Source organism: Marinobacter azerbaijanicus, from assembly GCF_030250645.1.
Taxonomy (GTDB): Bacteria; Pseudomonadota; Gammaproteobacteria; order Pseudomonadales; family Oleiphilaceae; genus Marinobacter; species Marinobacter azerbaijanicus.
The window spans coordinates 658411-681797 of the sequence record NZ_JASSVS010000001.1; the positions used below are offsets into that span (position 1 = coordinate 658411).

The 23387-nt window shown below is 58.1% G+C and carries 22 protein-coding genes; 5 read left to right on the forward strand and 17 right to left on the reverse strand.

What is annotated here, in order from left to right; genetic code table 11:
• Positions 1-4 precede the first annotated feature (4 nt).
• The 12 genes from QPM17_RS02990 to QPM17_RS03045 form a co-directional block, all read right to left on the reverse strand.
• Positions 5-310 (reverse strand): STAS domain-containing protein, encoded by a 306-nt coding sequence (locus QPM17_RS02990; protein ID WP_285388612.1) that lies wholly within the window; start codon positions 308-310, stop codon positions 5-7.
• A gap of 125 nt (positions 311-435) precedes the next feature.
• Positions 436-876, reverse strand: a complete 441-nt coding sequence (gene fliJ, locus QPM17_RS02995; protein WP_285388613.1) for a flagellar export protein FliJ — start codon at positions 874-876, stop codon at positions 436-438.
• Complete coding sequence (gene fliI / locus QPM17_RS03000; protein WP_285388616.1) at positions 876-2258, reverse strand: flagellar protein export ATPase FliI; 1383 nt, start codon at positions 2256-2258, stop codon at positions 876-878. Before fliI ends, fliJ begins: the two co-directional genes overlap by 1 nt.
• Positions 2239-3090 (reverse strand): flagellar assembly protein FliH, encoded by an 852-nt coding sequence (locus tag QPM17_RS03005; RefSeq protein WP_285388618.1) that lies wholly within the window; start codon positions 3088-3090, stop codon positions 2239-2241. The genes fliI and QPM17_RS03005 overlap by 20 nt, the downstream gene beginning before the upstream one ends.
• Positions 3090-4130, reverse strand: a complete 1041-nt coding sequence (gene fliG, locus QPM17_RS03010; protein WP_285388619.1) for a flagellar motor switch protein FliG — start codon at positions 4128-4130, stop codon at positions 3090-3092. The genes QPM17_RS03005 and fliG overlap by 1 nt, the downstream gene beginning before the upstream one ends.
• Positions 4123-5826, reverse strand: coding sequence for a flagellar basal-body MS-ring/collar protein FliF (gene fliF, locus QPM17_RS03015; RefSeq protein WP_285388620.1), 1704 nt, complete (start codon positions 5824-5826; stop codon positions 4123-4125). The genes fliG and fliF overlap by 8 nt, the downstream gene beginning before the upstream one ends.
• A 15-nt stretch (positions 5827-5841) precedes the next feature.
• Positions 5842-6210, reverse strand: coding sequence for a flagellar hook-basal body complex protein FliE (gene fliE, locus QPM17_RS03020; RefSeq protein ID WP_285388622.1), 369 nt, complete (start codon positions 6208-6210; stop codon positions 5842-5844).
• A gap of 227 nt (positions 6211-6437) precedes the next feature.
• On the reverse strand, positions 6438-7892 hold the full coding sequence (locus tag QPM17_RS03025) for a sigma-54-dependent transcriptional regulator (protein WP_285388623.1): 1455 nt from the start codon (positions 7890-7892) through the stop codon (positions 6438-6440).
• A gap of 12 nt (positions 7893-7904) precedes the next feature.
• Positions 7905-9176, reverse strand: a complete 1272-nt coding sequence (locus QPM17_RS03030; RefSeq protein WP_285388624.1) for a sensor histidine kinase — start codon at positions 9174-9176, stop codon at positions 7905-7907.
• Between the two features lie 222 nt (positions 9177-9398).
• The gene (locus tag QPM17_RS03035; RefSeq protein ID WP_285388625.1) at positions 9399-10850 is read right to left on the reverse strand and encodes a sigma-54 dependent transcriptional regulator; all 1452 of its coding nucleotides are present in this window, start codon (positions 10848-10850) and stop codon (positions 9399-9401) included.
• Positions 10851-10921: 71 nt separating this feature from the next.
• Positions 10922-11248, reverse strand: coding sequence for an SOS cell division inhibitor (locus tag QPM17_RS03040; protein WP_285388626.1), 327 nt, complete (start codon positions 11246-11248; stop codon positions 10922-10924).
• 74 nt (positions 11249-11322) lie between these two features.
• Positions 11323-12684 (reverse strand): DUF1329 domain-containing protein, encoded by a 1362-nt coding sequence (locus tag QPM17_RS03045; RefSeq protein WP_285388627.1) that lies wholly within the window; start codon positions 12682-12684, stop codon positions 11323-11325.
• Positions 12685-12943: 259 nt separating this feature from the next.
• Here QPM17_RS03045 and QPM17_RS03050 point away from each other — a divergent pair, with 259 nt between their 5' ends.
• Complete coding sequence (locus QPM17_RS03050) at positions 12944-13420, forward strand: DUF6586 family protein (RefSeq protein ID WP_285388628.1); 477 nt, start codon at positions 12944-12946, stop codon at positions 13418-13420.
• A gap of 48 nt (positions 13421-13468) precedes the next feature.
• The gene (locus QPM17_RS03055) at positions 13469-13729 is read left to right on the forward strand and encodes a hypothetical protein (RefSeq protein WP_285388629.1); all 261 of its coding nucleotides are present in this window, start codon (positions 13469-13471) and stop codon (positions 13727-13729) included.
• Between the two features lie 19 nt (positions 13730-13748).
• Here the strand turns inward: QPM17_RS03055 and QPM17_RS03060 are convergent, their stop codons facing one another.
• Both QPM17_RS03060 and lexA read right to left on the reverse strand, forming a co-directional pair.
• Positions 13749-14237 (reverse strand): cell division inhibitor SulA, encoded by a 489-nt coding sequence (locus tag QPM17_RS03060; protein WP_285388632.1) that lies wholly within the window; start codon positions 14235-14237, stop codon positions 13749-13751.
• A gap of 69 nt (positions 14238-14306) precedes the next feature.
• The gene (lexA, locus tag QPM17_RS03065) at positions 14307-14915 is read right to left on the reverse strand and encodes a transcriptional repressor LexA (protein ID WP_285388633.1); all 609 of its coding nucleotides are present in this window, start codon (positions 14913-14915) and stop codon (positions 14307-14309) included.
• Between the two features lie 181 nt (positions 14916-15096).
• Here lexA and QPM17_RS03070 point away from each other — a divergent pair, with 181 nt between their 5' ends.
• Together QPM17_RS03070 and QPM17_RS03075 are read left to right on the forward strand one after the other, a co-directional pair.
• The gene (locus QPM17_RS03070) at positions 15097-16092 is read left to right on the forward strand and encodes an amidoligase family protein (protein WP_285388634.1); all 996 of its coding nucleotides are present in this window, start codon (positions 15097-15099) and stop codon (positions 16090-16092) included.
• The gene (locus tag QPM17_RS03075) at positions 16085-16849 is read left to right on the forward strand and encodes a gamma-glutamyl-gamma-aminobutyrate hydrolase family protein (protein ID WP_285388636.1); all 765 of its coding nucleotides are present in this window, start codon (positions 16085-16087) and stop codon (positions 16847-16849) included. Before QPM17_RS03070 ends, QPM17_RS03075 begins: the two co-directional genes overlap by 8 nt.
• Here the strand turns inward: QPM17_RS03075 and QPM17_RS03080 are convergent.
• Positions 16834-17034, reverse strand: coding sequence for a hypothetical protein (locus QPM17_RS03080; protein ID WP_285388638.1), 201 nt, complete (start codon positions 17032-17034; stop codon positions 16834-16836). The two genes, QPM17_RS03075 and QPM17_RS03080, sit on opposite strands and share 16 nt — an antisense overlap.
• Before the next feature lie 12 nt (positions 17035-17046).
• Between QPM17_RS03080 and QPM17_RS03085 the strand changes: the two genes are divergently transcribed.
• The gene (locus QPM17_RS03085; protein WP_285388639.1) at positions 17047-17733 is read left to right on the forward strand and encodes an SIMPL domain-containing protein; all 687 of its coding nucleotides are present in this window, start codon (positions 17047-17049) and stop codon (positions 17731-17733) included.
• 10 nt (positions 17734-17743) lie between these two features.
• Here the strand turns inward: QPM17_RS03085 and QPM17_RS03090 are convergent, their stop codons facing one another.
• Positions 17744-21481: a translocation/assembly module TamB domain-containing protein gene (locus QPM17_RS03090; RefSeq protein ID WP_285388641.1), complete on the reverse strand. Its 3738-nt coding sequence runs from the start codon at positions 21479-21481 to the stop codon at positions 17744-17746.
• A complete protein-coding gene (locus QPM17_RS03095) occupies positions 21478-23238 on the reverse strand; it encodes an autotransporter assembly complex protein TamA (RefSeq protein WP_285388642.1) in 1761 nt (586 codons plus the stop codon). Before QPM17_RS03095 ends, QPM17_RS03090 begins: the two co-directional genes overlap by 4 nt.
• Positions 23239-23387: the final 149 nt, after the last annotated feature.

Genomic DNA, 23387 nt, shown 5'->3' on the forward strand with positions numbered 1-23387 from the left:
TGATTCAGCGAATCGCAAACAACTGCTCAAAGTTGGATATGGACAGTATTCGTCGCACGTCACTGTTGCAGTTTTCGATACGTATTTTTGCAGCGTCGCCCCCGGCATAGTCTCTCAGTAACAACAACATACCCAGAGCCGAGCTGTCGAGATAGGTGGTGTCGGAGAGGTCCACCACGAAAGCCGTTACATTTTCATCACCATGTTCATAGGCATCACGAAAGGCCTGATGGGTGCTGAAATCGAAGCGCCCTTCAATTTTGATGGTCAGGGTTCGACCATCCTCGCTGCGATGCGTCTGAATCGGCATTCCGGAGCCTCCATGAGTTGAGAGCGTGGTAACAGGAAATCAAATCAGCCTCGCGGGGCATCCTGAAGTAAAGGATAGCTCACCATACTGAATTTGCATCCATTCTACCCGTTTCGAGCGCAACGTCATCGTCGTCTTGCAAGAATCCGCCCGGCAGCCTCGTCCATCTGTTTCTGCTCTTTCAGGTCCTGCTCCCGCTGTTCCTGACGGCGGCAGGTTTCAATATACTTTTCCATACCCCGGCGTCGCTCCCAGGCTTTTTGCCACTCTTCGCGGCAGGCCTGGAGTCGCTGTTCAGCCTGAGCCAGCAGTTTCTGCTGCTGGCCGATCACCTGATCGAGCTGGGCAATGAACGCCTGCCAGCCCTGAAGCCGGGCAACTGACACCACGCCGTGCTGACTGTTGCGGATCTGTTCCCGGTACTCCGTCTGGTAACGCTCAAGGTTTTCGATCTGCTGGCGCTGGGCCTCATGGTGCTGCTGAGCCTCGGCCATTTTCTCCAGCGCAGCCTTCTCCTTGCGCTCCTCAATGGTCAGCACCACGGCCAGCCGCTGGGATCGCAACATCAGTTGCCCCCTCCGGCCGCTGCCGGCGGAGTTTTGGCGCGGTCAGGCGAGCGTCTTTCCGGCACTACCGCCAGCAACTGCTGGATACTGTCTTCCAGGGGTGCGCTTTCGTTCAGCCCCTGCTGGAGGAATTGCCCCATGTTGCCGATATGGGCAATGGCAAAGTCGGTTTCCGGATCCGATCCCTTTACATAGGCGCCTACGCTGATCAGGTCCCGGGCCTGCTGGTAACGGGAATAGACCTGCTTGAAACGCTGAGCGCGGGCAAAGTGTTCGGGTTCCGTTACCTGGGGCATCACCCGGCTGATCGAGGCCTCTACATCGATGGCGGGATAGTGCCCCTCTTCAGCCAGCCGCCGTGACAGCACAATGTGGCCATCCAGAATTGCCCGAGCGGCATCGGCGATGGGGTCCTGCTGGTCGTCGCCTTCTGTCAGTACCGTGTAGAAAGCGGTAATGGAACCACCACCGGGACGGCCATTGCCGGTCCGTTCGACCAGTTGCGGCAACTTGGCAAATACCGAGGGCGGGTAACCCTTGGTCGCCGGCGGTTCGCCCACGGCCAGGGCAATTTCACGCTGGGCCTGGGCATAACGGGTAAGGGAATCCATCAATAACAGGACCCGCTTGCCCTGATCCCGGTAGTACTCTGCAATACGGGTGGTCAACATGGCCGCACGCAGCCGCATCAACGGCGAATCATCGGCAGGAGAGGCCACCACCACGGAGCGGTCCAGGCCCTCGTCCCCCAGTATGTCTTCAATGAATTCCTTGACTTCGCGGCCACGCTCACCGATCAGCCCGACCACGGTTATATCGGCATTGGTGAACCGGGTCATCATGCCCAGCAATACACTTTTACCCACGCCACTGCCGGCAAACAGGCCCAGACGTTGCCCCTGCCCCACCGTCAGCAGCGCATTGATCGCCCTGATTCCAACGTCCATGGATTGGCGAACCGGCGCCCGGTCGAGGGGGTTGATGATGTCGCCACTGAGAGACACCCGGGCTTCTGCCTGCAGGGGCCCCTTACCGTCAAGTGGCTCACCATTGCCGTTGACCACGCGCCCCAACAGTTCAGGTCCTACCGGAACCCGACTGGCCACCGATAACGGCACCACCCTGGCGCCGGGCCGCAACCCTTCGATGGCCGTCAGGGGCATGAGATAGACACGGTCATCCTCAAATCCCACCACTTCCGCTTCTACTGTGCCAGCACCCTGCCCGGTAATAACACAGCGATCTCCCACCACCATGGGGCAACCCACGCATTCCAGCGTGAGACCAACCATCCGCGTCAGGCGACCGGATAGCTCCGGTTGCAGTTCTTCGGTGAAATGGTCGTGCAGTCTTGCGAGACGTTCAGCCAGATGTGCCGTCATTGTCCCCACCCTTGTCGGAATCAAGCACATTGTGCTGGAAGTCGGTGAGATCGCTCATCATGGCATCAAGCTCTTCTCCTTCACCGTCTTTTTCATTGTCCAGCTGCTTGTCCAGCATACCCTGCACGGCCTTCTGGAAGCGTTTTTCCACCGTGAAATCCACCAGGCTGTGGCGGGTTTCCAACTTGCAGCCACCCCGCAGCACCGAGGCATCCTCCACAATGGAAGTAGCGGCCTCGAACTTTCCAGCCACTTCACTGACCCATTGATAGTCATCAGGATGAATATGAATACGCACGTTTTCCGTGGTAGAGGGCAGCGCCGACATGGCACGCCGGACCACTTCGGCGATATGGGAAGAATCCAGAGACAGTTCACGGAACACAACCGCACGGGCGAGAACAGTGGTCAGGTTGACCAGGGCTGTCTCCACCTCATCCTCGTGACGCCTGATGGGCACCAGCAACTCACCCAACAAGTGTTCCAGCCGGTCGAGCTTGACGTCCACTTCCTTGCGGGTTTCCGCCAGACCCTGCTCGATTCCCCGCTCACGGCCCTCCGCAAGGCCGGCCTCGTACCCTTCCTGGTGGCCTTTTTCACGGCCTTCATCGAACCCCGCCTGATAACCCGCGTCACGGCCTTCTGCGTGACCATCTTCATGGGCGGCCTGGCGAATCTCCTCAATGTCGGACGCGGTCAGAGGCTTTACCTCACGCTCCTCCTCCCGTGCAACCTCGTTGCCCCGGGCATCCAGCAAAGGAAGTTCCCAGCGCTCATAGGCGGTGAGGTTTTCCTTGGGGATGCGGTCGAGGTTACGGCGGGGATCTTTCATTACATCATTTCTTCGCCAGCACCGCCGAGCGTGATTTCACCGGCTTCAGCCATCCGGCGGGCGATAGTGATAATGTCCTTCTGGGCCGACTCCACTTCGCTGACCCGCACCGGCCCCTTGGCCTCCAGGTCATCCTGAAGCAGCTCGGCGGCACGCTTGGACATGTTTTTGAAGATTTTTTCCTGAACCGCGTCGTCGGCACCCTTCAGTGCCACGACCAGCACTTCGGAGGACACCTCCCTCAATAGCGCCTGAATACCCCGGTCATCAATGTCCTTGATGTTATCAAAGACAAACATCAGGTCCTCAATGGTAGAAGCCAGATCCGGATCCATATCCTTGATCGAGTCCATCAGGCCGCCTTCAATGCTGCGGTCCATAAAGTTCATGATGTCGGCAGCACGCTTGACCCCGCCAATGCGACTGGTCTGGGCCGCGGAGCCACCGGAAAACTGCTTCTCAAGGATATCGTTGAGTTCCTGCAGGGCCTGGGGCTGGATGCTCTCCAGGGAGGCCACACGCATCATCACGTCCAGGCGCACCTTTTCATCCAGTGTACCCAGGATTTCGGCAGCCTGGTCCGGGTCAAGATAGGAAATAACGATGGCCTGAATCTGGGGATGCTCATAACGAATAATGTCCCCGACAGCACGTGGCTCCATCCACTTCAGGGTATCCAGGCCAGTGGTATTGCCGCCGATGAGAATTCGGTCGATCAGGCTGGAGGCCTTGTCGTCCCCCAACGCCTGGGTAAGCATGGTCCGGATATAGTCGTCATTGCCAACGCCCAGCCCGGTCTGCCCACCAACGGCTTCAACAAACTGGTTCAGCACATAGGTGACGTCGTCCTTGCTGACATCCTTCATCTGGGCCATGGCCACACCCACCCGCTGAACCTCTTTCGGGCCCATATGCTTGAGCACTTCGGCGGCGTCGTTTTCACCAAGCGACATCAACAGGATGGCCGCCTGCTCGACCCGCGGAATTTTCCGCTGGGGCTTCTGCGGCGCCTCAGGCTGGCGGTTGTTCTCATCACTCATCAACGTTCACCCACTGGCGCATCACCTGGGAGACCCTGGCGGGGTCTTCCGCAATCAGGCCTTTCAATGCATTCAACTGCCTATCATAGCTGTCTGTTGCTCCGGGCAAAAGCAGATCATCCTGTGAATGCATGGCCTCACGCAGCGCATCACCGCCCTCAATACCATCGAGTCCTTCGTAGCCCTCTTCGCCGCCTTCACCCCGGCGTCCACTGCGGCCACCACCGGAAAGGCTTTTCAGGGTAGGCCGCAGCAGTCCAAGCACCAACACCAGAATCACCAACCCTGCAAGAACCTGTTTCATCAGATCCCAGAACCAGGGCTGCTCCCAGAATGCCGGCGCTTCAAACTCTACCTGCTCTTCGGCGGCAAATGCCGTGTTCATTACCGTAACACTGTCACCCCTGGCCGCTGAATACCCTACCGCATCACGCACCAGCATGGTCAGGCGCTGCAACTCCTGCTCGGGCCAGGGTTCATAGCTGACTTCCCCGGTCTGGGGATCCACCACCTTCATATCATCAACAGCAAGGGCTACGGACAGCCTTTTCACCCGCCCCAGTTCCTGACGAACGTAGCTGACCGTACGGTCCATCTCATAATTACGGGTCGACTCCTCGCGCACATTGACCGGAGCTGGCTGAGCCCCTCCATCGGCATCATCACCGTTGGCCTGCTCCGGCACGGTTGCCTGGGCCGGCGGCTGGTTGGAAAGGGCACCGGGGATACCGCCAGCAGCGCCGCCTGCGCGACGCTCCGACATCTGGCGCTCGCTGCGCACAGCCTGCTGTTCAGGATTAAAGAGTTCCTCGGCCTGCTCTACCGATGAAAAATCGAGGTCCGCCGTCACCTCGGCACGGAACCTGCCATCACCAACCACCGGACGTACCAGGGATGCAACCCGGCGTGTCAGGCGGTCCTCGACTCGCGCGGTATAATCGTACTGATCTTCCATCTGGCGACTGTCGCCGCCGTCGTCGCGACCGGTGAGCAGGTTTCCGCTCTGGTCGACCACGGTGACGTTGTCCTTGGTCATTTCCGGAATACTGCCGGCAACCAGGTTCACAATGGCGGCAATCTGTTCATGCTCCAGACGGCGACCGGCAACTACCTCAAGGAAGACAGACGCCGTGGGCGTACGGGCATCACGAACGAAAACAGAGCGCTCCGGAATGGCCAGGTGAACCCGCGCCGCACGGACCGTGCGCATGCTGGTGATGGTGCGTGCCAGCTCCCCCTCCAGACCCCGGCGGAAGCTGATGGTTTCCATAAACTGGGAGGTCCCCAGCCCCTGATCCTGGTCCAGAAGTTCATAGCCGATCGTCTGCTCATCGGTCACGCCTTCGGCTGCCAGCTTCAGGCGGGCGTTATACACCTCATCGGAAGGCACCAGCAAAGCACCGGTACGGGGATCCATGCGGTAATCAATGCCATTGGCGTCGAGAATGGTGGTGACGTCCTGGGGGTTATAGCCGGACATGTCGCCGACCACCGGCTGGTAATTCGGTTCCTGGGCCCACAGGACCACGGCAACCCCAAGGGCGACACTGGCTGCAAGCCCTACCATCAGGCCTATCTGCCGGAGCAGATTCAGCCGGTTGAACCCGAATATCAGATCACTGCGGCTTTCGCCGGTGTCTTCATCCCGCGCAGCGGGCATGTTCGAGGATGAGGTTTCGGCAGGTACACTGGCCATGGGTCTGCTCCGCTATCAAACCGGCATGTTCATGATGTCTTCGTAGGCTTTGACGACCCGGTTACGAACCTGGGTCAATGCCTCAAAGGAGATGGATGATTTTTCAGAAGCAATCATCACGCGGGTAATATCCACATTGGGATCTCCCATGTCGTAGGCTGTCTTGAGATCACTGGACGCCTGCTGGAGCTCGTTCACCGACCCCACAGCCTGGCTGAGCATGTCACTGAACCTGGGGGTTTCAGGGGTTTCCTGAACCCGCGAAGGCCCGTCCACCCGGCCGCGGATATTGTTATCCTGCTCAATCCGCTGATTCTCCATCATCTGCGAGCGCATGTTGCGGATTTCTGAAAGAACACTGTTGATGTCAGCACGCTGGACCATGATTCACTCTCCCGGATCACCCATGTTGTGGGCAAGCCTTTGAACTGGATATCTCTTTGCGGGGTTAAGCAAACCACAGGCCAATATTATTTATTGCTTGTTTTTCATTATGTTAATGGGAGTTCAGAAAGAAAGGATTATGATAGCGACAGAGTTTTGACGATGGCATGAAAAACGGCACCCTGAGGTGCCGAACGAAGGAGTCTTTGACAGAGTTGCGCGGGAGCTCAGGCGGTCGCCAACTCGGCATCCAGATCAATGCCGGCATCCCGCATCTGGGCAAGTTTGTATCTGAGTGTGCGTGGGCTGATCCCCAGCTGCTCCGCAGCCCGGTTGCGACGGCCGCGCTCTTTTTTCAGGGCCTGTATTATGATCCGAAACTCACGTTGCCGCACCTCGTCACCCAGGGATGTTGGCGGCAGCCCATCAAGGCCCACCTCATCCAGTGAGTGATCAGAACCCTCAACCCCAGAATCTGCTGACTGAACGTCTGTTGCGGGTGCGGTATACTGAGGCGTCGCCGGAGCTGAGTCACTGTCCATTCTTCCGGTGATTCCCAGCTCCAGGCAGAGATCGCCGGCATGGATCACGTTCCCCTGGTGAAGCACCAGAGCCCGCTGGATCGCATTGTCCAGCTCACGGACATTGCCTGGCCATTGATGGGCCATGAGAGCGCTCCTGGCATCCGGCGCAAAGGTCACACCGGTCAGTTTCATCTTGCGACAGTGGTTTTTCAGCAAGGCACTGGCCAGAGGCATGATATCAAGGGTTCGCTCCCGCAAGGGCTGCCAGTGCATGGGGAACACAGTCAGCCGGTAGTACAGGTCTTCGCGGAACTTGCCCTCACGCACGTATTCCGACAGGTCACGGTTGGTGGTGGCAATCACCCTCACATCCAGTGAAATGGTCTTGCGACCACCCACCCGCTCAACCTCCCGCTCCTGCAACACCCGCAATAGCTTGGACTGCAGGCCCAGGTCCATTTCTGAAATCTCGTCCAGCAGGATACTGCCACCGTTTGCCTGTTCAAACTTGCCGGGAGACGACGCGACGGCGCCAGTGAAGGCTCCCTTTTCATGACCGAAAAGGATCGCTTCCAGCATATTCTCCGGAATCGCTGCACAGTTAATTGCAATGAACGGCTGATCCGATCGCGGGGACTGCTGGTGAATGTAGCGCGCCAGCACCTCTTTACCGGTGCCGCTTTCACCGGAAATCATGACCGTTGAGTCACTGGCCGCCACCTTGGCCGCAAGCTGGAACATGCGTTTACTGATCGGATCTTCTGCCACAGGCTGATCGCCACTCTTCTGACGGCCGCCCCCCACTACCCTTGTCACCGCATCCACAAGCACCGCAGGCTCAAAGGGTTTGACCAGGTAATCAATGGCGCCCGCCTGCATGGCGGAAACCGCATGGCTGATCTGGCCGTACGCCGTAATCAGCATGGTCGGCAACCCGGGATACAACCGCTGCACCTCATGCAGAAGGTCATGGCCGGACATACCCGGCATGTTTACGTCGCTGACAACCATGTCCACCGGTGATTCGGCCAGCTGTGCCAGCGCCTGCTCCGCATTGGCAGCTTCCCGCACCCGGAACCGGGCCAGCTCAAGGGTTGTTACCAACGCTTCGCGCAGATCGTGGTCATCCTCAACAATCAGAATCTGGGCCTTGGCCATGGTTGCCTCCGGTCAGTCGTTATTGTGTGCATTCTGCTGACGGCCCTTGGCCGACAGCGAACGAAGCAGTGGCAGGGAAATGGTTGCAACAGCCCCGCCTGAGGCCGGTGAATCCATCGAGAAACGCCCCTGGTGCGCTTTCACGACGGCCTGGACAACAGCCAGCCCCAGACCTGTGCCGTGGGACTTGGTGGTATAGAAAGCTTCCATAAGCTGACTCGCCTGATCACTGGTAAATCCGGGACCGTTGTCAGTTACCCGGACCACCAGCTCACCTTCCCCGGACAGAACGACAACCGATACCTCTGTTGCACCGGCCTCCACGCTGTTATTGACGACGTTGGTGCAAGCGCCCACCAGGGCGTCGCGGTTGCACATCAGCGATTCGTCATCTGCCTGACTGTCCATCTTTACCGCGACCCCGGCCGGAAGCTTTAGTCCCTCCAGTGCGGACGACAAGGCCTGTACCAGGGTGGCAGCAGACAGCTCCTCCGCCAGCCGCGTCTCTCCCCGGGCGAAGATGAGCATGTCGCGAACCTGTTGTTCAAGGTGGGTCAAACGGGACATTAACCGTGAAGCACAGCGCTGGCGCATCTCCTCATCCAGATCTTCCTGGCTGAGATGCCCGCCATACAGTATGGCGGCTGAAAGCGGGGTACGAATCTGGTGTGCCAGGGAAGCGACCATTTTCCCCATAGCCGAAAGACGCTGGGCGTGGGCGAGCTGCGCCTGCAGGTGACGGGTTTCTGTCAGGTCCGTCAGCAGGATCAACTGACCGGGCTGATTCTCCATGGTACGGATTTCAATGCTGACGCGGCGGCCATCCTTCAGGGACACCTCGTGGCCATCATCCCTTCGCGGCGCGAAACAACGGCGAATCACATCCACCCAGCGCTCACCGCCAAGAGGCTCTCCCAACAGCGTGATTGCTGCGGGATTGGTCTGCGTCACGACCCCCTGACTGTCCAGAACCACAACTCCCGCAGGAAGGGCGTGGAGCAGCGTGGACAGCCGATCTGCCAACTCCTCCTTCTGCTCCAGTTCCGCCTGCCGCTGCCGAGACTCCGCCGACAGCTCTCCGGACAACTGGTTAACACGAGACTCCAGGGTGCGATACGAATCAGTAATCTGCCGGGACATCTGATTGAAAAGATCCAGCGCCGTGCCCACAGCCTCATCATCCTGCTCCGGGAACAACGCCGTCACCTTGTCATTAACATCCGCCGCCGCATTGGCTGAAGAATCCTTTGCCGACGACAAACCAACAAATTGCACCTGACTCATAAACTCGCCCTCTGACCGGACCAAACACCGGCCCGTACCAATCGGATGGATCGTTTGGGGCAACACCAAGCCAGCACTGTGCCAACTTTAATTTTTAGTTATATTTCAAAGGGAAAGGAAAACGAAAAAAAGACGGATGACGGGTTTCCGTCACCCGGAAACAACAACGGCGCCGAAGGTTACAAACCTTTGACGCCGTTCAATGCCACCAAGGCGGGCTACTCAGCTTTCTTCAGACTCCTCATCCCGAAGCCCATACTTCCGCACCTTTTCCACTAGGGTTGTTCGCCGGATCCGCAGCTTCTCCGCCGCACGGGCCACCACACCGCCAGCCTCATCCAGCGCCTGCTGGATCAACTGCTTCTCAAGATTCGAAAGATAGTCTTTCAGGTCGATACCGTTCACCGGCAATAACGCTGGCGTGTCCAGTCCGATCAGGCCCGGAATACCCGACGGCATCCCCGACTCCTCTACCGGCCGGTTCTCATCGTAGTCATCAACATAACGGAATTTCTTGGGCAATTCCTGAACCCCGATCACCCCATATGGATGCATGATCGCCAGCCGCTCCACCAGATTTGCCAGCTCCCGTACATTGCCGGGCCAGTCATGACGGCACAGACTCATGATCGCAGCGGAGTTCATCCGTAACGAACCCCGCTTCTCCTTCTCCATACGGGAGATCAGCTCGTTGATCAGCAGAGGAATGTCTTCCACCCGCTCCCTGAGGGCCGGCATCTCAATGGGAAACACGTTCAGGCGATAGTAGAGATCTTCCCTGAAATCCCCGCTTTCAATCATCTGCTCCAGGTGCTTGTGGGTCGCCGCAATCACCCGCACGTCAGCCGACTGAGTGCGATTGCTGCCCACCCGCTCGTAGGTACGCTCCTGCAACACCCGGAGTATCTTCACCTGCATATTCAGGGGCATATCGCCGATTTCATCGAGGAACAGCGTACCACCCTCAGCCAGTTCAAAACGGCCCACACGAGCGGTAATGGCTCCGGTGAACGCACCCTTCTCATGCCCGAACAGCTCGCTTTCAAGCAATTCTGCGGGAATGGCGCCACAGTTGACCGGCACAAACGGCTTGTCACGTCGGGCTGAGTGGTAATGTAGATTGCGAGCCACGACCTCCTTGCCGGTACCGGACTCACCGGTGATCAGCACACTCACATCCTTGTCTGCAACCTGCTCCATCAGTTGCCGGACTGATTGCACCTTGCGACTGGTGCCCACAAGGCTGCGAAATAGCTGCACCTCACGCTGCCGGCCCCGTTCCCGGGACCGGGCAAACTGGTCACGGTATATCTGGGCGCGATACAGGGAGTCCACAAACTTGGTGTAGTTCAGGGGCCACTCCATACGGGCGATAACCCGGCTGGCCTGCTCATCCGACAACCCTTTCAGGTCCGGATCTCCAACCATCAGAACGGGGAGCCCTTTACCGGCGTCACACACCGCCGCAACCGTCTTCTGAACACCCTCGTCTTCGCCATTGACGACAACAACGGAGACCTCTTCCATGATTTCGGGATCAGCACTGGCAAGCAGCGAGCGGGCATCTTCACCAACTACGATGTCTTCCTCGCCGATAAACTCAAGTATGGTAGCGATATCACGTTCTCTTGAATCGTCCTCACTGAGCACCAGCACCTTATTGTTCTTCGACATCCAAACGAATCTCTTGCGGGGATTTGTGCGGTATTTAAGACTGTAAGCGCGCCTGAGTCAATTTAATGACGCTATTTCGGACGATTTAAAGAGACATTCTGGTAGGCTTTCGCGGCACTGCGGTTCTGATTAATCTCCTTCAGCGCTTTCTGGGCTTCAGCCTTGGCCTCATTTGCCGAAATATTGGCACGGTCACAATAGGTCTGAAGGGTCGCCAGTCGTTCTCTCACCGGCTCCGGACTCAGCTCACCGGCTTCCAGGGCAGCCATTACGGGCTCAATGGTTGGTTTGACCCGTTCATTCAGGCGCGAGAGCTCCTCCCAGTTCTTCTCCGCAAGAGCGGTTTTCAGATCCTCTACCAGGGTATCGACTGCTTCCAGCTGCTCCGGCACCGACATAACTGCGTCTCCAGTATCGTTGTTTGCCCCGGACAATGGCCGGGGTTCAATGAAGGCCCCGGCCCCAGTTCAAGTCAGCGGCGGGCGGCCCTGCGGGCTGCTGAAGCCGAGAACTGGTTGCCACGGAAACCAGGGTTGAAATCATAGGCCGGGAAACCACTATCCAGGCCATCGACATAATACCGTTCTGCCTTGAGGTCGTACGTCATCTCCATGGTAGTCCAGAAGACCGGCTCACTGTAATAGCTGATGTTGTGGGCTTCGGACACACGCCACAGCTCCCCGTCCCGGCCATACTCTTCAGTGGCCAGAATTTGCCAGCTGTCTTCATCCACATAGAATACCCGCCGATCATATATGTGGCTGATGCCGGTACGCAGCTTCGCCTCAACAACCCACACCCGGTGCAACTCATAGCGGGCAAGTTGCTGATTGATGTGTTGCGGGCGAATGACGTCGTCAGGCCTGACATCGCCATCGTGAAGCTTATAGGCATTGTAGGGCACAAACATTTCCCGCTTGCCTTTCAGTTCCCAGTCGTACTGGTTGGGCGCTCCGTTGTACATATCCTTCTGATCCACGGATCGCAGGGATGAGGCATTGGGCAGATCGGTTTCGTAAGCCAGGTTGGGCGACCTGCGCAGTCGCCGCGAACCTGCATCATAGCGCCATGCCAGCCTTGGCGAACGGATCTGGTCAAGCGTTTCGTGGACCAGGGTAATAGTGCCAGCCAGGCTCGAGGGCGAAATGGTGTCGGTTTTCAGATAGAAAATCTTGTTATCAATGTCTTCCAGATCCGCTCCCCTGCGGCTGTACGCAAAGAAGTAATCGTACTGGTTCACCACCTGGTTGTAGGAGCCGCTCACCTGAGGCGTTGCAGAGGCACTGCGGAACGAAAGCTCTTCGCCGCGGTACCGGAGAATGTGGTTCCAGATCACCTCCAGGCCGTTTTCCGGGATTGGAAACGGACTTGTCATGATCGTATCCCTTACGCCGTTGCCGTTGCTCAGAAGCTCAGCAGTCAGGGCATTCTCGCGGGACTTTTCATAGACATCCTCCGGAAAAGCGGCGGTACGTCGGGTCTGATATACAGGCATGACAAACTCCGGGCCATACTGCTCCAGCATACGGATATGACCCGCACTGAGTTTATCCCTGTAGATATCCACGTTGTCTGCGGTAATCACAAACAGGGGTTCGTCTTCAGGGAATGGATTGATTTCTACCTGCCCCGGCGACCATCCCTCCGGTAGCGTGGTCATTCCACCTGTCCATTCCGGGATACTACCGGAGGTGTTGCCCTTTCTCTCCGCGCCAATCGGGGTGAGCTCATTATTCAGCCGTTCGGCCTCAGCCTCACTGACCTTTGCTGACACGCCACCTGCAAACCCGAGCACTGCCATGACTGTAATACCTGCGACCAAACGGCTATGCATTCCCTAAAACCTCCACTGAAGCTGACCTGGATACCCGACAGTTACGACTTCCGGTTAACGGGAATCCGGTGCCAGGGGATCAGACGTTACTCAAACCGGGGCGCCTTTTTGCCAAATTCAAACGCTCGTTTCAAGTGAATCTTTGTAGTTTCTTGTCAAAGGCTCGCCGCATTAATACGGAGAAGAAATCCGTCACGGAAAATGTTATGCTTGGCGGCTAACTGATCGAACAGCAATGGCACCGCATACAGGTATATCCATGGCATCACCGTGGCATTCACTGGTTTCCCAGAAAATTTTTCTTGCCAGGACCCTACTGGGTCAAGTGGACGAGAACGGCAATGTACCGGTGCGCGAAGCCCTGGTGCAGGGATCGGTTGAACTTGCCCTGCGTGCCAGAAAGCTGGTTCTGGTCATGGTCGCCAGAATGTACCAGCACAAACAGGAGCGCCCCGACAGCCTGGAGGCTCTGGCTGAATTACTCGGCGACGACGTTCCCGAGCCCGCAGAGTTAAGGCAACTGGCGAGCGAATCTGATAGCTGGTGGAGCCATCTGGATCAACTGGAACAGCATCAGGGCAACCCCCCGGCGGCCAAAAAAACCGTGAGCGACGAAAACGTGATTGCCGTTTCTGCGGATCCCGGCCCAGCCAGGTCGAAGCAGGCTCTGGAACAGACCCTGAATGCGATGAAACACTTTACCGACACCCTTGAGGAACGGCATAGCGAGTGGTAGAGCCACAGCGTGCAGAGAATCAGGGGTATGAACTGAAAGGCTAACTGAATGTCACCCTCTTTTTTCGAGATTGTACAACTTAACAATGGCGATTACGCACTTCGCCGGATCGACGACGACAGTGCACCACTGGTAAAAATATCGTTCTCGGCGGAAGCCCGGGAAATGATGGAAGACCGGGATATGAGCGTTGCTAAAGCCATGATCGCTGCCGGCATAGAAGCCGTTGGCAATGTGGCCCATGATATTGACTGGGAAGAGGAAGAGCCGGATTCCTACGATATCCAGCCCTCCTATACGCTCCACTGACTCGCGTCTGACTGCCCTCTTAACGCTGGCGAAGAACCACGCCGTGGCTGTTCCCCCTGGCCGACGCCTGCTCCAGTGACGTCAGGGCTTCACGCCCAAGTTTTCGCGTCCACATCACAACGGCATGACAGGTGCCCGCGCTCAAGGCCCGTTCGGCCAGCTGCCGGGCGGGGTAGTCTGATGTGGATCGCAAAACAAGTAACTCACCCGCCACGATACCACGCATGGTCTGCCACTTGCTGACCAGGCTCTGTGGTGGGTCAATCCAGGCCAGCCAGCGCTTTTCCTGATTCAATTGTGTCAGCATTGGCAGCAACAACTGAAAGTTTTCAACCTGCCCTTCCGGCAAGATTATCTCAGTTACATTACCCGCTGGCTGGGCCGGACGCGCTCCCGGGGATGACGCCCTTTCCGCATCATGGCTGCTCAAACCGGCAGCCTCCGGGCCGACGAATCTGCCGCTCCCGTGAACGTAGGCCAGGTTCTGATTAAAGCTGAGTTGTTCCATGATAAGCCTCATCTGCCTTTAAGCTGAGCCCCTGCGGAGCTCTGCCGGAAATGTCCGGATACCCGGGTATCAGTGAAGATCAGAGCGCCGGATAACCCCGACCCCCAGCCCTTCAATAAATAATTCCTGTTCTGTCAGATCCACTTCAATAGGGGCGAACTCTTCGTTCTCAGCGATGAGATACACCCTTGAGCCTTCCTTGCGGAATCGCTTTACGGTCACTTCTTCGCCGACCCTGGCCACAACAATCTGGCCATTGTGCACATCGCTGGTCCGATGCACTGCGAGCAGATCACCGTCCAGAATGCCGATGTCCTTCATGCTCATGCCTCGCACACGAAGCAGGTAGTCTGCAGACGGCGAGAAAAATTCCGGCTGCAGGGTGCAGTGGTCCTCAATATGTTCCTGGGCAAGAATCGGGCTGCCAGCAGCCACCTGGCCTATTACGGGCAACCCCGGGTCCGCCTCGACTTCCGGCAGGCGGATACCACGACTGGCCCCGGGGACCATCTCGATGGCGCCCTTTCTGGCCAGCGCCCTGAGATGCTCCTCAGCGGCATTGGCTGAGCGGAACCCGAGTTCCGCAGCAATCTCTGCTCGGGTCGGCGGGTATCCGGTCTCGTCGACATAACGACGTATGATGTCCAGTACCTGTGTTTGCCTTGCTGTCAGCTTCATGAGTCGGTGGCCCCGGTTAGTCCTGTTTTTATATACAGTGATTTGACTATATACAGTGTTTTATCCAGTGTAAACCCCACGCCCGAATTTTTTGCCGTGCCGTGCTCTCAGGCTGATTGAGGTCGCTTTCAGCCCGGGGGACTGTGATAAAGTATCGCTAACCTCTTGTGGAGACGCATTAATGAGCAGCCGTTGCAAAATGCCGGACATCATGAAGACCGATGAAGGGAAGGAACGACGGGTTGGCGTAGAAATAGAATTGTCCGGGCTCGGTTATGAGGATCTTGTATCGCTCTGCTCAAAGCTTCTGGGAGGTCAGGCCAGACCTGTCGCCCGTTACGTTTGTGAAATCGACACCGATATTGGTGCCTTTGGCATCGAACTGGACTCCGATCCCATCAAGGATCTGAACCTGAATGATCAGCGGTTGCCGGAATCCGTACGGGGTATCGGTGGCCAGGCAATGAATGTCATCGACGCCGCTGCTGAGAAAATTGTTCCCCTGGAAATTGTCAGCCCGCCACTGCCGTTCAGTGAACTGGAACGGATCGAAACCCTGTGCGACGAGCTGCATAAGGCGGGGGCCCTGGGCAGCAGGGAGGCCCTTTACTTTGCCTTCGGCCTGCAGCTTAACCCCGAGTTACCGGACCTCAGACCCTCAACCCTGGTGCGCTACCTGCAGGCGTTTGCGACGCTTTACGAGTGGCTCAAAGCGCGGCACCAGATTGACTTCAGCCGCAAACTGACCACTTACGTAGAGCCCTGGAACAGTACCTACGTCGATCTGATGATCTCCGAGGATTATGCTCCGGGCATGGATCAACTGATCAAAGACTATCTTCATTTTAATCCGACCCGGAACAAGGCACTGGACCTGCTGCCGCTGTTTGCGCACCTGAACAGCGGTCTATTGGGGCGGTACGTGAATGATGAGCGCATCAAAAGCAGGCCCACCCTGCATTATCGCCTGCCAGACTGTGACATCGACAATCCACTGTGGCACTTCTCCACGGTATGGAACGACTGGGTGGTGCTTGAGCAACTGGCGAGCAATGCCACCGATCTCTCGGCACTGGTTTCCCGCTTCCGCGACAGTCGCAAACTGAGCTTTCACAATCTGACACACAGCTGGGTCGATACCTGCGACCAGTGGTTGCGGTCCCGGAATTATGTCTGAAGCCCTGAAGGAAAAGCCCGAACATCCGGGCATCACCATTGGCATCAGCGGCCCGGCCCGGCGCAGTCTGGCGCACCGGCTGATCAGTTTTGCACTGAGACTGCATGGAGCCCGCACCCACTTTATTCGCCCTGGCTCCCGGGTTGACGTGTCGCTACTGGACGGCCTGGTGCTCTCTGGCGGTACGCACGTTCATCCCTCGCGTTATGGCCAGACACCCCAGGTTACGGCGAACTATGACCTGCGACGGGATGAAACCGATTTTCGCCTGCTGTCCCGTGCCGAAGAATTGAACATCCCTGTCCTCGGTATCTGTCGCGGGGCCCAGTTCATTAATATTTTTCGTGGCGGCTCACTGTGCCAGAACGTGACGCCCCTGCGGAAAAACACCCGCCACCGCCCGCTTCTGCTGCCCCTGCAGACTGTCAGACTGGTCAGTAACAGCCGGCTCGGGCAACTGATGCAGGGGCCCAACATCGGGGCCAACCGCATTCACAGCCAGGCCATCAAAAAGCTCGGAAAACACCTTCGAGTGGTTGCCGTCGATAATGACCTGTTCGTGCAGGCAATAGAGAATACTCGGGGGCAGTGGCTGATGGGCATTCAGTGGCATCCGGAATACCTCCTTTATCACGGGGGCCACCGGCGCATCTTCAGTCACTTTGTTCAGGCAGCTGAGGAAAGAAAGCTGATAAGACTGGGTGAACCGAAAGAGACTGAAACTTCCGCTGACGACCTGGCTCAAAGCGGCAGATAGCGCTGCAGCACCGCCTTGATTTCCCGTATTTCGCGGGCGTCACCTGGCAAGGCTTCCAGATGAAGGGCGGCCCACTCTTTCAGTTGCTCACGGGTCGTCACATAATGAGGGTCACTCCCGGTCAGCCTGAGCAGGATGTCACGCTCCCGGGAAGTCAATCTCACCTGATTATTGTGTAACAGCATGGAGATCCTACAATGTTTCCCACCGTCCATCGATACCTGCTGATTCCAGCGGCCCTTACGTTCTTGCCCCTGGCGGTACTGGCAGGGGAAGTCAGCCTGAGCGGACAGGCCTCGGTCAAGTATACGCCAGACAGCGTGCGACTGCAGTTTACCGCCAATGCAGAACACAATCTCCCGGAACAGGCGACCCGACAGGTGAACCAGCAGATGGAGCAGTGGCGGGAACGCATTAGTGACTTCCGCGACCAGCTCGACGCCTACAGTGACGCCTCCGTTAACCTGTACAGCCGCTCGATCCCGTCCCGGGAACGTGATCAGCAACCGGAGAAAATGGCCGTCGCCTCACAGACCGTGAGCTTTACTATTGATGATCTTTCACTGCTCAACCCGATTCTCGAGCAGGCCCAGGCATTGGGCATGGACTACAACCTTGGCCCCCACCAGTTCTTTCATTCCAATGAGAGCAGCCTTCGCAAACAGGCACTGGCCGGAGCAATTGCCGATGCCAGGGCAAGGTGTGAGTTTGTTGCCAACGAACTTGATAAGCAGTGCGGTGAGGTAATCAACATCAGTATCAACGATGGCCACCAACCGCCGGTGCCGATGATGGCGGAAATGCGCGCCTCCTCTGCACCGGTATCCAGCGTAGGCCCGCGGGAGCTTCAGGCGCAGGTCAGCGCCACATTCGAACTGGAGTAGAAGCCCCCGCTCAGAAGTCCCGGGTGTAGAAAATATCGAGGGAAGCTGCCAAGCCACTGGCAGCTTCCAGATAGAAATAGCGGCCAAGGTCATAGCGCAACGCAACGGTAGTAATCGGCTCGAAAATACCCACGCCATAACGCAGGCTGAGTTCGTCGGTCAGATACCCGCTGGCAACCACTGCGGATTCTTCTCCGCTACCCTCCGCCTCGAGTGTCAGGTTCCGGATTCCGATCTCTTCACCAATTCCCCGGGTTACCTTGCTGGTCTGGGTGAGGCCCAGGGAAATCGCTGCCCGGCTCATCTGGCCTTCGTCACCCCGGGTTTGAGGAGCACGCCCCAGAATCACATAGGACAGGGCGTCGGTCTGGGGCATCTCCGGCTCCGAGAACACTTCTGTCCGGGGTGAGCTCACCGGGCCACTGAGCCGTATCCCGGCCACCACGGTATCCACCCGGCGAACAGCTTCGATATCCAGATAGGGCTCCGTCAGGGGGCCCACGAACTGCAGCCTGGCCCGGCGCAACTCCAACTCCTGACCATAGGCTTCGTACCGGCCATCTTTCAGTTGCAGCGCACCACGGGTGTCCATGTCGTTGCCGATGCGCAAGGTTCCTTCCAGATTACCGGTGACTCCAAAGCCATTGAAGGTAACCTCGTCCTCCCCCACCACAACGGTCAGATTCATGTTCAGCGTGCGCAGCCCACCCTCTTTCTGTTCGACACCGACAATCACTTCATCTTCCGAGACCGAGACCGCCTGCTCGGGCAGCTCCCTGATCTCGATCTCGCCGCGCGGAACCTCCAGACGACCGGTTACTGCCAGGTCACCTCCGCTGTAGGTGATGGTGATGTCCGGGACCAGCTCCACACGGGCATAGGGATCATAGCTGAACGGCAGCCGGTCACCCGTAAGGGTAACCTCCACCGAAGGTTCGGAGGCCCACTCCAGCTCACCTTTGAGATTGCCGGTGCTGCGATCGTTACTGCGCCAGCGCCCGGACAGCTCTGCGGAATACCCATTCAGTTCCAGGCTAACTACCACCTCTTCCAGCGGTATGGGAAGCCGGGGATCCGAGACCCGTCCCTCGGTAAGCGCAATCTCGCCGTTGACCGCCGGTTTCAATAATGGGCCGGACAGCGTCCCTTCGCCATTCAACTCGCCTTCAACCACTTCCAGTCCCGCAAACACTCCGGCCATGGAAACATCCAGGCCCTGGACGCGGAACTGGCCGTCGACCTCCCGCTCGCTATCGTTGGGATCAACCGCCATGGAGACAGCGAGATCCCCCAGTTCGGGCCCTTTCAGCCGGACGTTCAGTTCAGCCACTTCCGGCTTCAGCCGAAGCCCGGCGGTGAAAGTGTCATAGCCAAGCTTTTCCCACTGATCCCTCACCATGACTTCAAACTTGCCGGCACCGGCATCCACCGACAACTCCCCGTCCGGGCCATCCTCAGTCATCACCATCTGAAAGTCAGCATTCAGGCTGGCATCCCAACGCAGGGTTTCGGGCATCAGGGGCGATAGTGCGGTTGTCGGGAAGTTTTCCACCCGGTAGGCAATGTCCTGGTCAGGCAACAGTGTCTGATCTTCGGCACAAACCGAGGCTCGCTGCCACTGCCAGCAATGGTGACCGAATGTCAGCGTGCCGGTGGCGGTATATTCCAGTGCTGCCGGCCCGGTCAGTGTCCATTGCTGCCCCTGCTCCGGAACATTGATACGCCCCTGGTCCAAAGCGCCCCGCCAGGCATTCCAGTCCTCTGACGCATCACCTGCAAATACCAGCTCGACCTCGGCCTCCTCATGAACAGCATCAACTGTCAGCCGATGACTATCCCGGGTACCCGACAGACCAAGTGTCAAAGACTCCAGTAACTGCTCGCCGTAGCGAAGCTCACTGGCCTGAGCATCACCACGTACACTCAACCCCTCGCCAAGTGCAGCGGTAAGTTCCAGGCTGGCGAGGCTCAGTTCATCCTGCCATGCAAGGTCGGAACCCGACAGGCTCACCCTGCCCCGGGGCTGATCGGGTGTCCCGGAAGCCGAAACCGTGCCACTGAGCGAACCGGCCAGGCCCGGCAGGAAGGTTTCAGGAGATGGCATCTCCAGCGCCAGATTGCCTGCGATCTTGCGCCCCCATTCGCCGTTGCCGGTAACCCGATTGTCACCAACTTCCAGTTCAAGACCCGACAGCACCCATGCGTCCGCCTCGCTGTTAAGGGCTCCACGGATGATGGCGTCATTGGCCCGCCAGTTGCCCGACAGGTCCCACTCGGCCTGGATCGAAGGCACTCCGGTTTCCGCCAACCGCCCACTGGTGTTGATATCACCATCCAGGCTGGCCTCCAGAGCCGGCAACCAGTAGCCGGGGTTGAAGCTGTCCAGTTCCAGGCTTGCCTCCCACGCCAGTTGGTCGGCAAACGCAACGCTTCCCTGACCGCCCAGGAACCCGGCGCCAGTGTTCACTTTCAGGCGGGAGACAGCCACTGATTCCATATCACCATCCAGCTCACCGGCCAGATCAGCTTCACCAAGGGGGCCGTCGACACTGGCTTCAACGCTCGCCTGATAGGCCCCGGACTGGTATCGGACCTTACCATCCAGTTGACGCAGGGAAACCGGCGGCTGTTCAAAGTCCGGGATCAGGCTATACCAGGGGAAGGCTTCCATAGTTACCCGGGCATCCACCAGAAAGGCCTGCTGCCAGTCCATGCTTCCCGTGACCGACGCCTCTCCGATCCCGGCATCGCCGGTTCCGGGTGCGGACAGGGAGAGATCAAGCTCTTCAACACCTGCGGTTGTAACCAACCCATTGAGCGACACCGCAATGTCACCGGAGGTGCCGGGCAACGACGCATGGGAATCGGAACGGAATCCGTCTTCAAGACTCCCCTTGAGCTTCACTACCGTGTCCTGCAGCACCAGGGTTTCGGGCAGGTCTCTGACGGGGGCAAAGCTTCGGGACTCGACGGTCAGCTCTGCAGGAAGGGCACTATCCAGCGGCGCCACCCGGCCGGCCGCCGTGGCTTCCAGGTAACCGGTGCTCTGTCCCTTCACTCTCAGATCTGCAGCGCTTCCGGACAGATCAAGTGCCAGCTTCCACTCAGGCCCGTACGGGGGCGGCAGGCTTACGCCGACGTCCAGATCCAGTGGCCAGTCGCCACGGGTCTGGATACGGCCGGAGCCATTGATTTCCAGTTGATCACGGACATAGGTGAGGTTTTGCAGCTGCCAGTCGGATCCGGATCCCTCGGCCTGCAGCTGCAGCCGATCCCAGACCTTGCCATCATTCAGCGTGAAGGTGCCCAGGTTCACCTCCCTGATCGCCAGGCCCAGGGGGAGGTTGACCGCCGGGAGGCTGATGTCGTCCCGCTCCTGCTGATCGGCCGACGGCTGCAGCGTCAGGTCGATGGTTTCCGCCATCAGCGATTCAAGGCATAGCTGCTTGTTGAACAGGCAGGTGGGCGACCAGTCGACCACCGGAGCTTTCACACGAAGCCCCACACCATAACCCTGCCATGTCAGAAGCTGCGCTTCCCATTGTCCCAGCAGCGATCCCTGGGCCTGCTCCACGTCCAGGCCGGGAATCCGGTCGATCACCCAGGCCGTTCCTGTCTCTGATCGCAGGGCCAGCAAAAGCGCCCCCAGCACTATCACCGGTAGCAGAATGACGATGGCCAGTGCGATCAGTAGCCCGTTTCTAAGGCGCCTTGGCTTATGGGACTTTGCCGTTGTTTCTTCGGTCATAACTCCGGCCCCATGGAAAAGTGGACACGCCACTCACCACCAAACTCGGGGTCCAGCCCCTTTGCTATATCCAGACGCACGGACCCCACCGGGCTTATCCAGCGGATACCAAGTCCGGCACCCGTGGCCAGAGGGTCGGACAGGTCATCCATGGCGTTGCCTTCATCCACAAATGCGGCGACGCGCCAGTTCTCGGCAAACTGGTACTGATACTCGGCACTGCCCACCATCAGGTAACGCCCGCCGATGGCAACATCCTCTTCATCCCGCGGCGACAGGGTTTCATAACCATACCCCCGGACGCTCTGATCGCCACCGGCGAAAAAGCGCAACGACGGCGGCACATCCGAAAATCGGTTGGTTGCCACTCCGCCAAACTGGAAACGGGTCAGAAAACGGTGGTTGTCCGCCAACGTGTACAGGCCTTTGACCAGAAAATTGGCATGCAAAATATCAACGTTAGACAGGGCGGCCCGATGAGATCCGGTAATATCAAACTGAACCCGGTAGCCCCTGGAAGGGTTCAGGGGAGAGTCGGCATTCAGTTTGGAATAGCCCAGCCCCGGCAACAACAGACTACTCTGTTCCTTTTTATCGTCACCAATCCTGAAGCGCTCCCCTTCCCATCGGAGGGAAGCCACCTGCTGCCAGCCGTTGTCGAGCTGATGCTTCCATTGCTGGCCCAGAGTCAGCAGTTCCGACTCCACATCCTCTATCTCTTCGCGCTGGTAACCGGCCGACAAACGAATGGAGTCCGTCATCGGCGGGTCCAGAGGCAACTCATACCAGGTACTCAGGTTCTGGCGCGGCACCGAGAGCTCGGTTTCAACACCACGGCTGTGGCCCATGGGGTTAACCCAGTGTTCCCGCCAGTTACCCCGCAGACGCGGCCCTACGTCGGTAGAAAAACCGACACCCGCAGCCACCGAGCGGGGCGGGCGGGTGGTCAACCCCACTTCCACCGGAATCACTCCATCCTCGGCGTTGCCGGGTGATGCATTGATATCCACACTGGAAAAATAACCGCTGTTGGACAGGTCGTTGTTGAGCCTGGCAATCTTGTCGGCGTGAAAGGTTTCACCTGGTTCGAAACGCACAAACTTTTCCAACAGCTGCTGTTCAAATCCATGCCCATCACTGAAGCTGACTTCTCCCAGCCTATAACGTTCACCACTCCGATAAACCAACGTAATATCCGCCACCCTCTTTTCGGGGTCCACCTCCAGCCTGCGGGTAGTGAATTCGCCGTCAAAATACCCCAGCAGACTGGCGCGGTTCTGGATGGTCTGTCGCAACGAACTGTACTCGCCGTGGTTCAGCACATCACCTTCAGACGGTTTCCGTGGCAGGGAACCCGTAAACGCCGAATCCTCACTGGCGGGGCCCTCTATCTCAACGTTACGGGAACGGACATGCACCGGCTGGCCCGGCTGAACGGTGAGAATCAGACGCGGTGGTTCCTCTTGCTCACCGGACGGTTCGATAATTTCCCACTGGATACCTGGACTATAGTAGCCAAGGGCGCGAAGAGCCTTCTTTACCTGGCTCTCGGCTGTGTCGGCATAGCGCCTCAGGCTGTTGGCACTGCGGCCCTCCACCTCGCCTATGAAGGCCTCGGCATTGTCCTGTAACTGCGGAAAGTCGCCTTCAACCCTAACCTCCACCTGCTGCGCCTGAGACAACGCCGGCAGGGCCCAGAGAAGCAACCAGACAATCAGGAGCCGGCAGTTGGAACGAAAGCGAATGTGGAGATGCATCCAGCGGCGTTACTTCAGTCAGTGTGGGTTAAAAGGCTACGGCAACAGGGGGAGTGTAACGGGTTGAGGTACGGATAATCCATGGCTATTGACCATCTTGCCCGGCGGTAATGTACAAGGTGCCAATGGCGCATGCCCGGCCTGGCCCC

Excerpts from the sequence above, each read along its gene's own strand:
- QPM17_RS02990 (WP_285388612.1), bottom strand. The coding sequence starts at position 310 with ATGCCGATTCAGACGCATCGCAGCGAGGATGGTCGAACCCTGACCATC.
- fliJ (WP_285388613.1), bottom strand. The coding sequence starts at position 876 with ATGTTGCGATCCCAGCGGCTGGCCGTGGTGCTGACCATTGAGGAGCGC.
- fliI (WP_285388616.1), bottom strand. The coding sequence starts at position 2,258 with ATGACGGCACATCTGGCTGAACGTCTCGCAAGACTGCACGACCATTTC.
- QPM17_RS03005 (WP_285388618.1), bottom strand. The coding sequence starts at position 3,090 with ATGAAAGATCCCCGCCGTAACCTCGACCGCATCCCCAAGGAAAACCTC.
- fliG (WP_285388619.1), bottom strand. The coding sequence starts at position 4,130 with ATGAGTGATGAGAACAACCGCCAGCCTGAGGCGCCGCAGAAGCCCCAG.
- fliF (WP_285388620.1), bottom strand. The coding sequence starts at position 5,826 with ATGGCCAGTGTACCTGCCGAAACCTCATCCTCGAACATGCCCGCTGCG.
- fliE (WP_285388622.1), bottom strand. The coding sequence starts at position 6,210 with ATGGTCCAGCGTGCTGACATCAACAGTGTTCTTTCAGAAATCCGCAAC.
- QPM17_RS03025 (WP_285388623.1), bottom strand. The coding sequence starts at position 7,892 with ATGGCCAAGGCCCAGATTCTGATTGTTGAGGATGACCACGATCTGCGC.
- QPM17_RS03030 (WP_285388624.1), bottom strand. The coding sequence starts at position 9,176 with ATGAGTCAGGTGCAATTTGTTGGTTTGTCGTCGGCAAAGGATTCTTCA.
- QPM17_RS03035 (WP_285388625.1), bottom strand. The coding sequence starts at position 10,850 with ATGTCGAAGAACAATAAGGTGCTGGTGCTCAGTGAGGACGATTCAAGA.
- QPM17_RS03040 (WP_285388626.1), bottom strand. The coding sequence starts at position 11,248 with ATGTCGGTGCCGGAGCAGCTGGAAGCAGTCGATACCCTGGTAGAGGAT.
- QPM17_RS03045 (WP_285388627.1), bottom strand. The coding sequence starts at position 12,684 with ATGCATAGCCGTTTGGTCGCAGGTATTACAGTCATGGCAGTGCTCGGG.
- QPM17_RS03050 (WP_285388628.1), top strand. The coding sequence starts at position 12,944 with ATGGCATCACCGTGGCATTCACTGGTTTCCCAGAAAATTTTTCTTGCC.
- QPM17_RS03055 (WP_285388629.1), top strand. The coding sequence starts at position 13,469 with ATGTCACCCTCTTTTTTCGAGATTGTACAACTTAACAATGGCGATTAC.
- QPM17_RS03060 (WP_285388632.1), bottom strand. The coding sequence starts at position 14,237 with ATGGAACAACTCAGCTTTAATCAGAACCTGGCCTACGTTCACGGGAGC.
- lexA (WP_285388633.1), bottom strand. The coding sequence starts at position 14,915 with ATGAAGCTGACAGCAAGGCAAACACAGGTACTGGACATCATACGTCGT.
- QPM17_RS03070 (WP_285388634.1), top strand. The coding sequence starts at position 15,097 with ATGAGCAGCCGTTGCAAAATGCCGGACATCATGAAGACCGATGAAGGG.
- QPM17_RS03075 (WP_285388636.1), top strand. The coding sequence starts at position 16,085 with ATGTCTGAAGCCCTGAAGGAAAAGCCCGAACATCCGGGCATCACCATT.
- QPM17_RS03080 (WP_285388638.1), bottom strand. The coding sequence starts at position 17,034 with ATGCTGTTACACAATAATCAGGTGAGATTGACTTCCCGGGAGCGTGAC.
- QPM17_RS03085 (WP_285388639.1), top strand. The coding sequence starts at position 17,047 with ATGTTTCCCACCGTCCATCGATACCTGCTGATTCCAGCGGCCCTTACG.
- QPM17_RS03090 (WP_285388641.1), bottom strand. The coding sequence starts at position 21,481 with ATGACCGAAGAAACAACGGCAAAGTCCCATAAGCCAAGGCGCCTTAGA.
- QPM17_RS03095 (WP_285388642.1), bottom strand. The coding sequence starts at position 23,238 with ATGCATCTCCACATTCGCTTTCGTTCCAACTGCCGGCTCCTGATTGTC.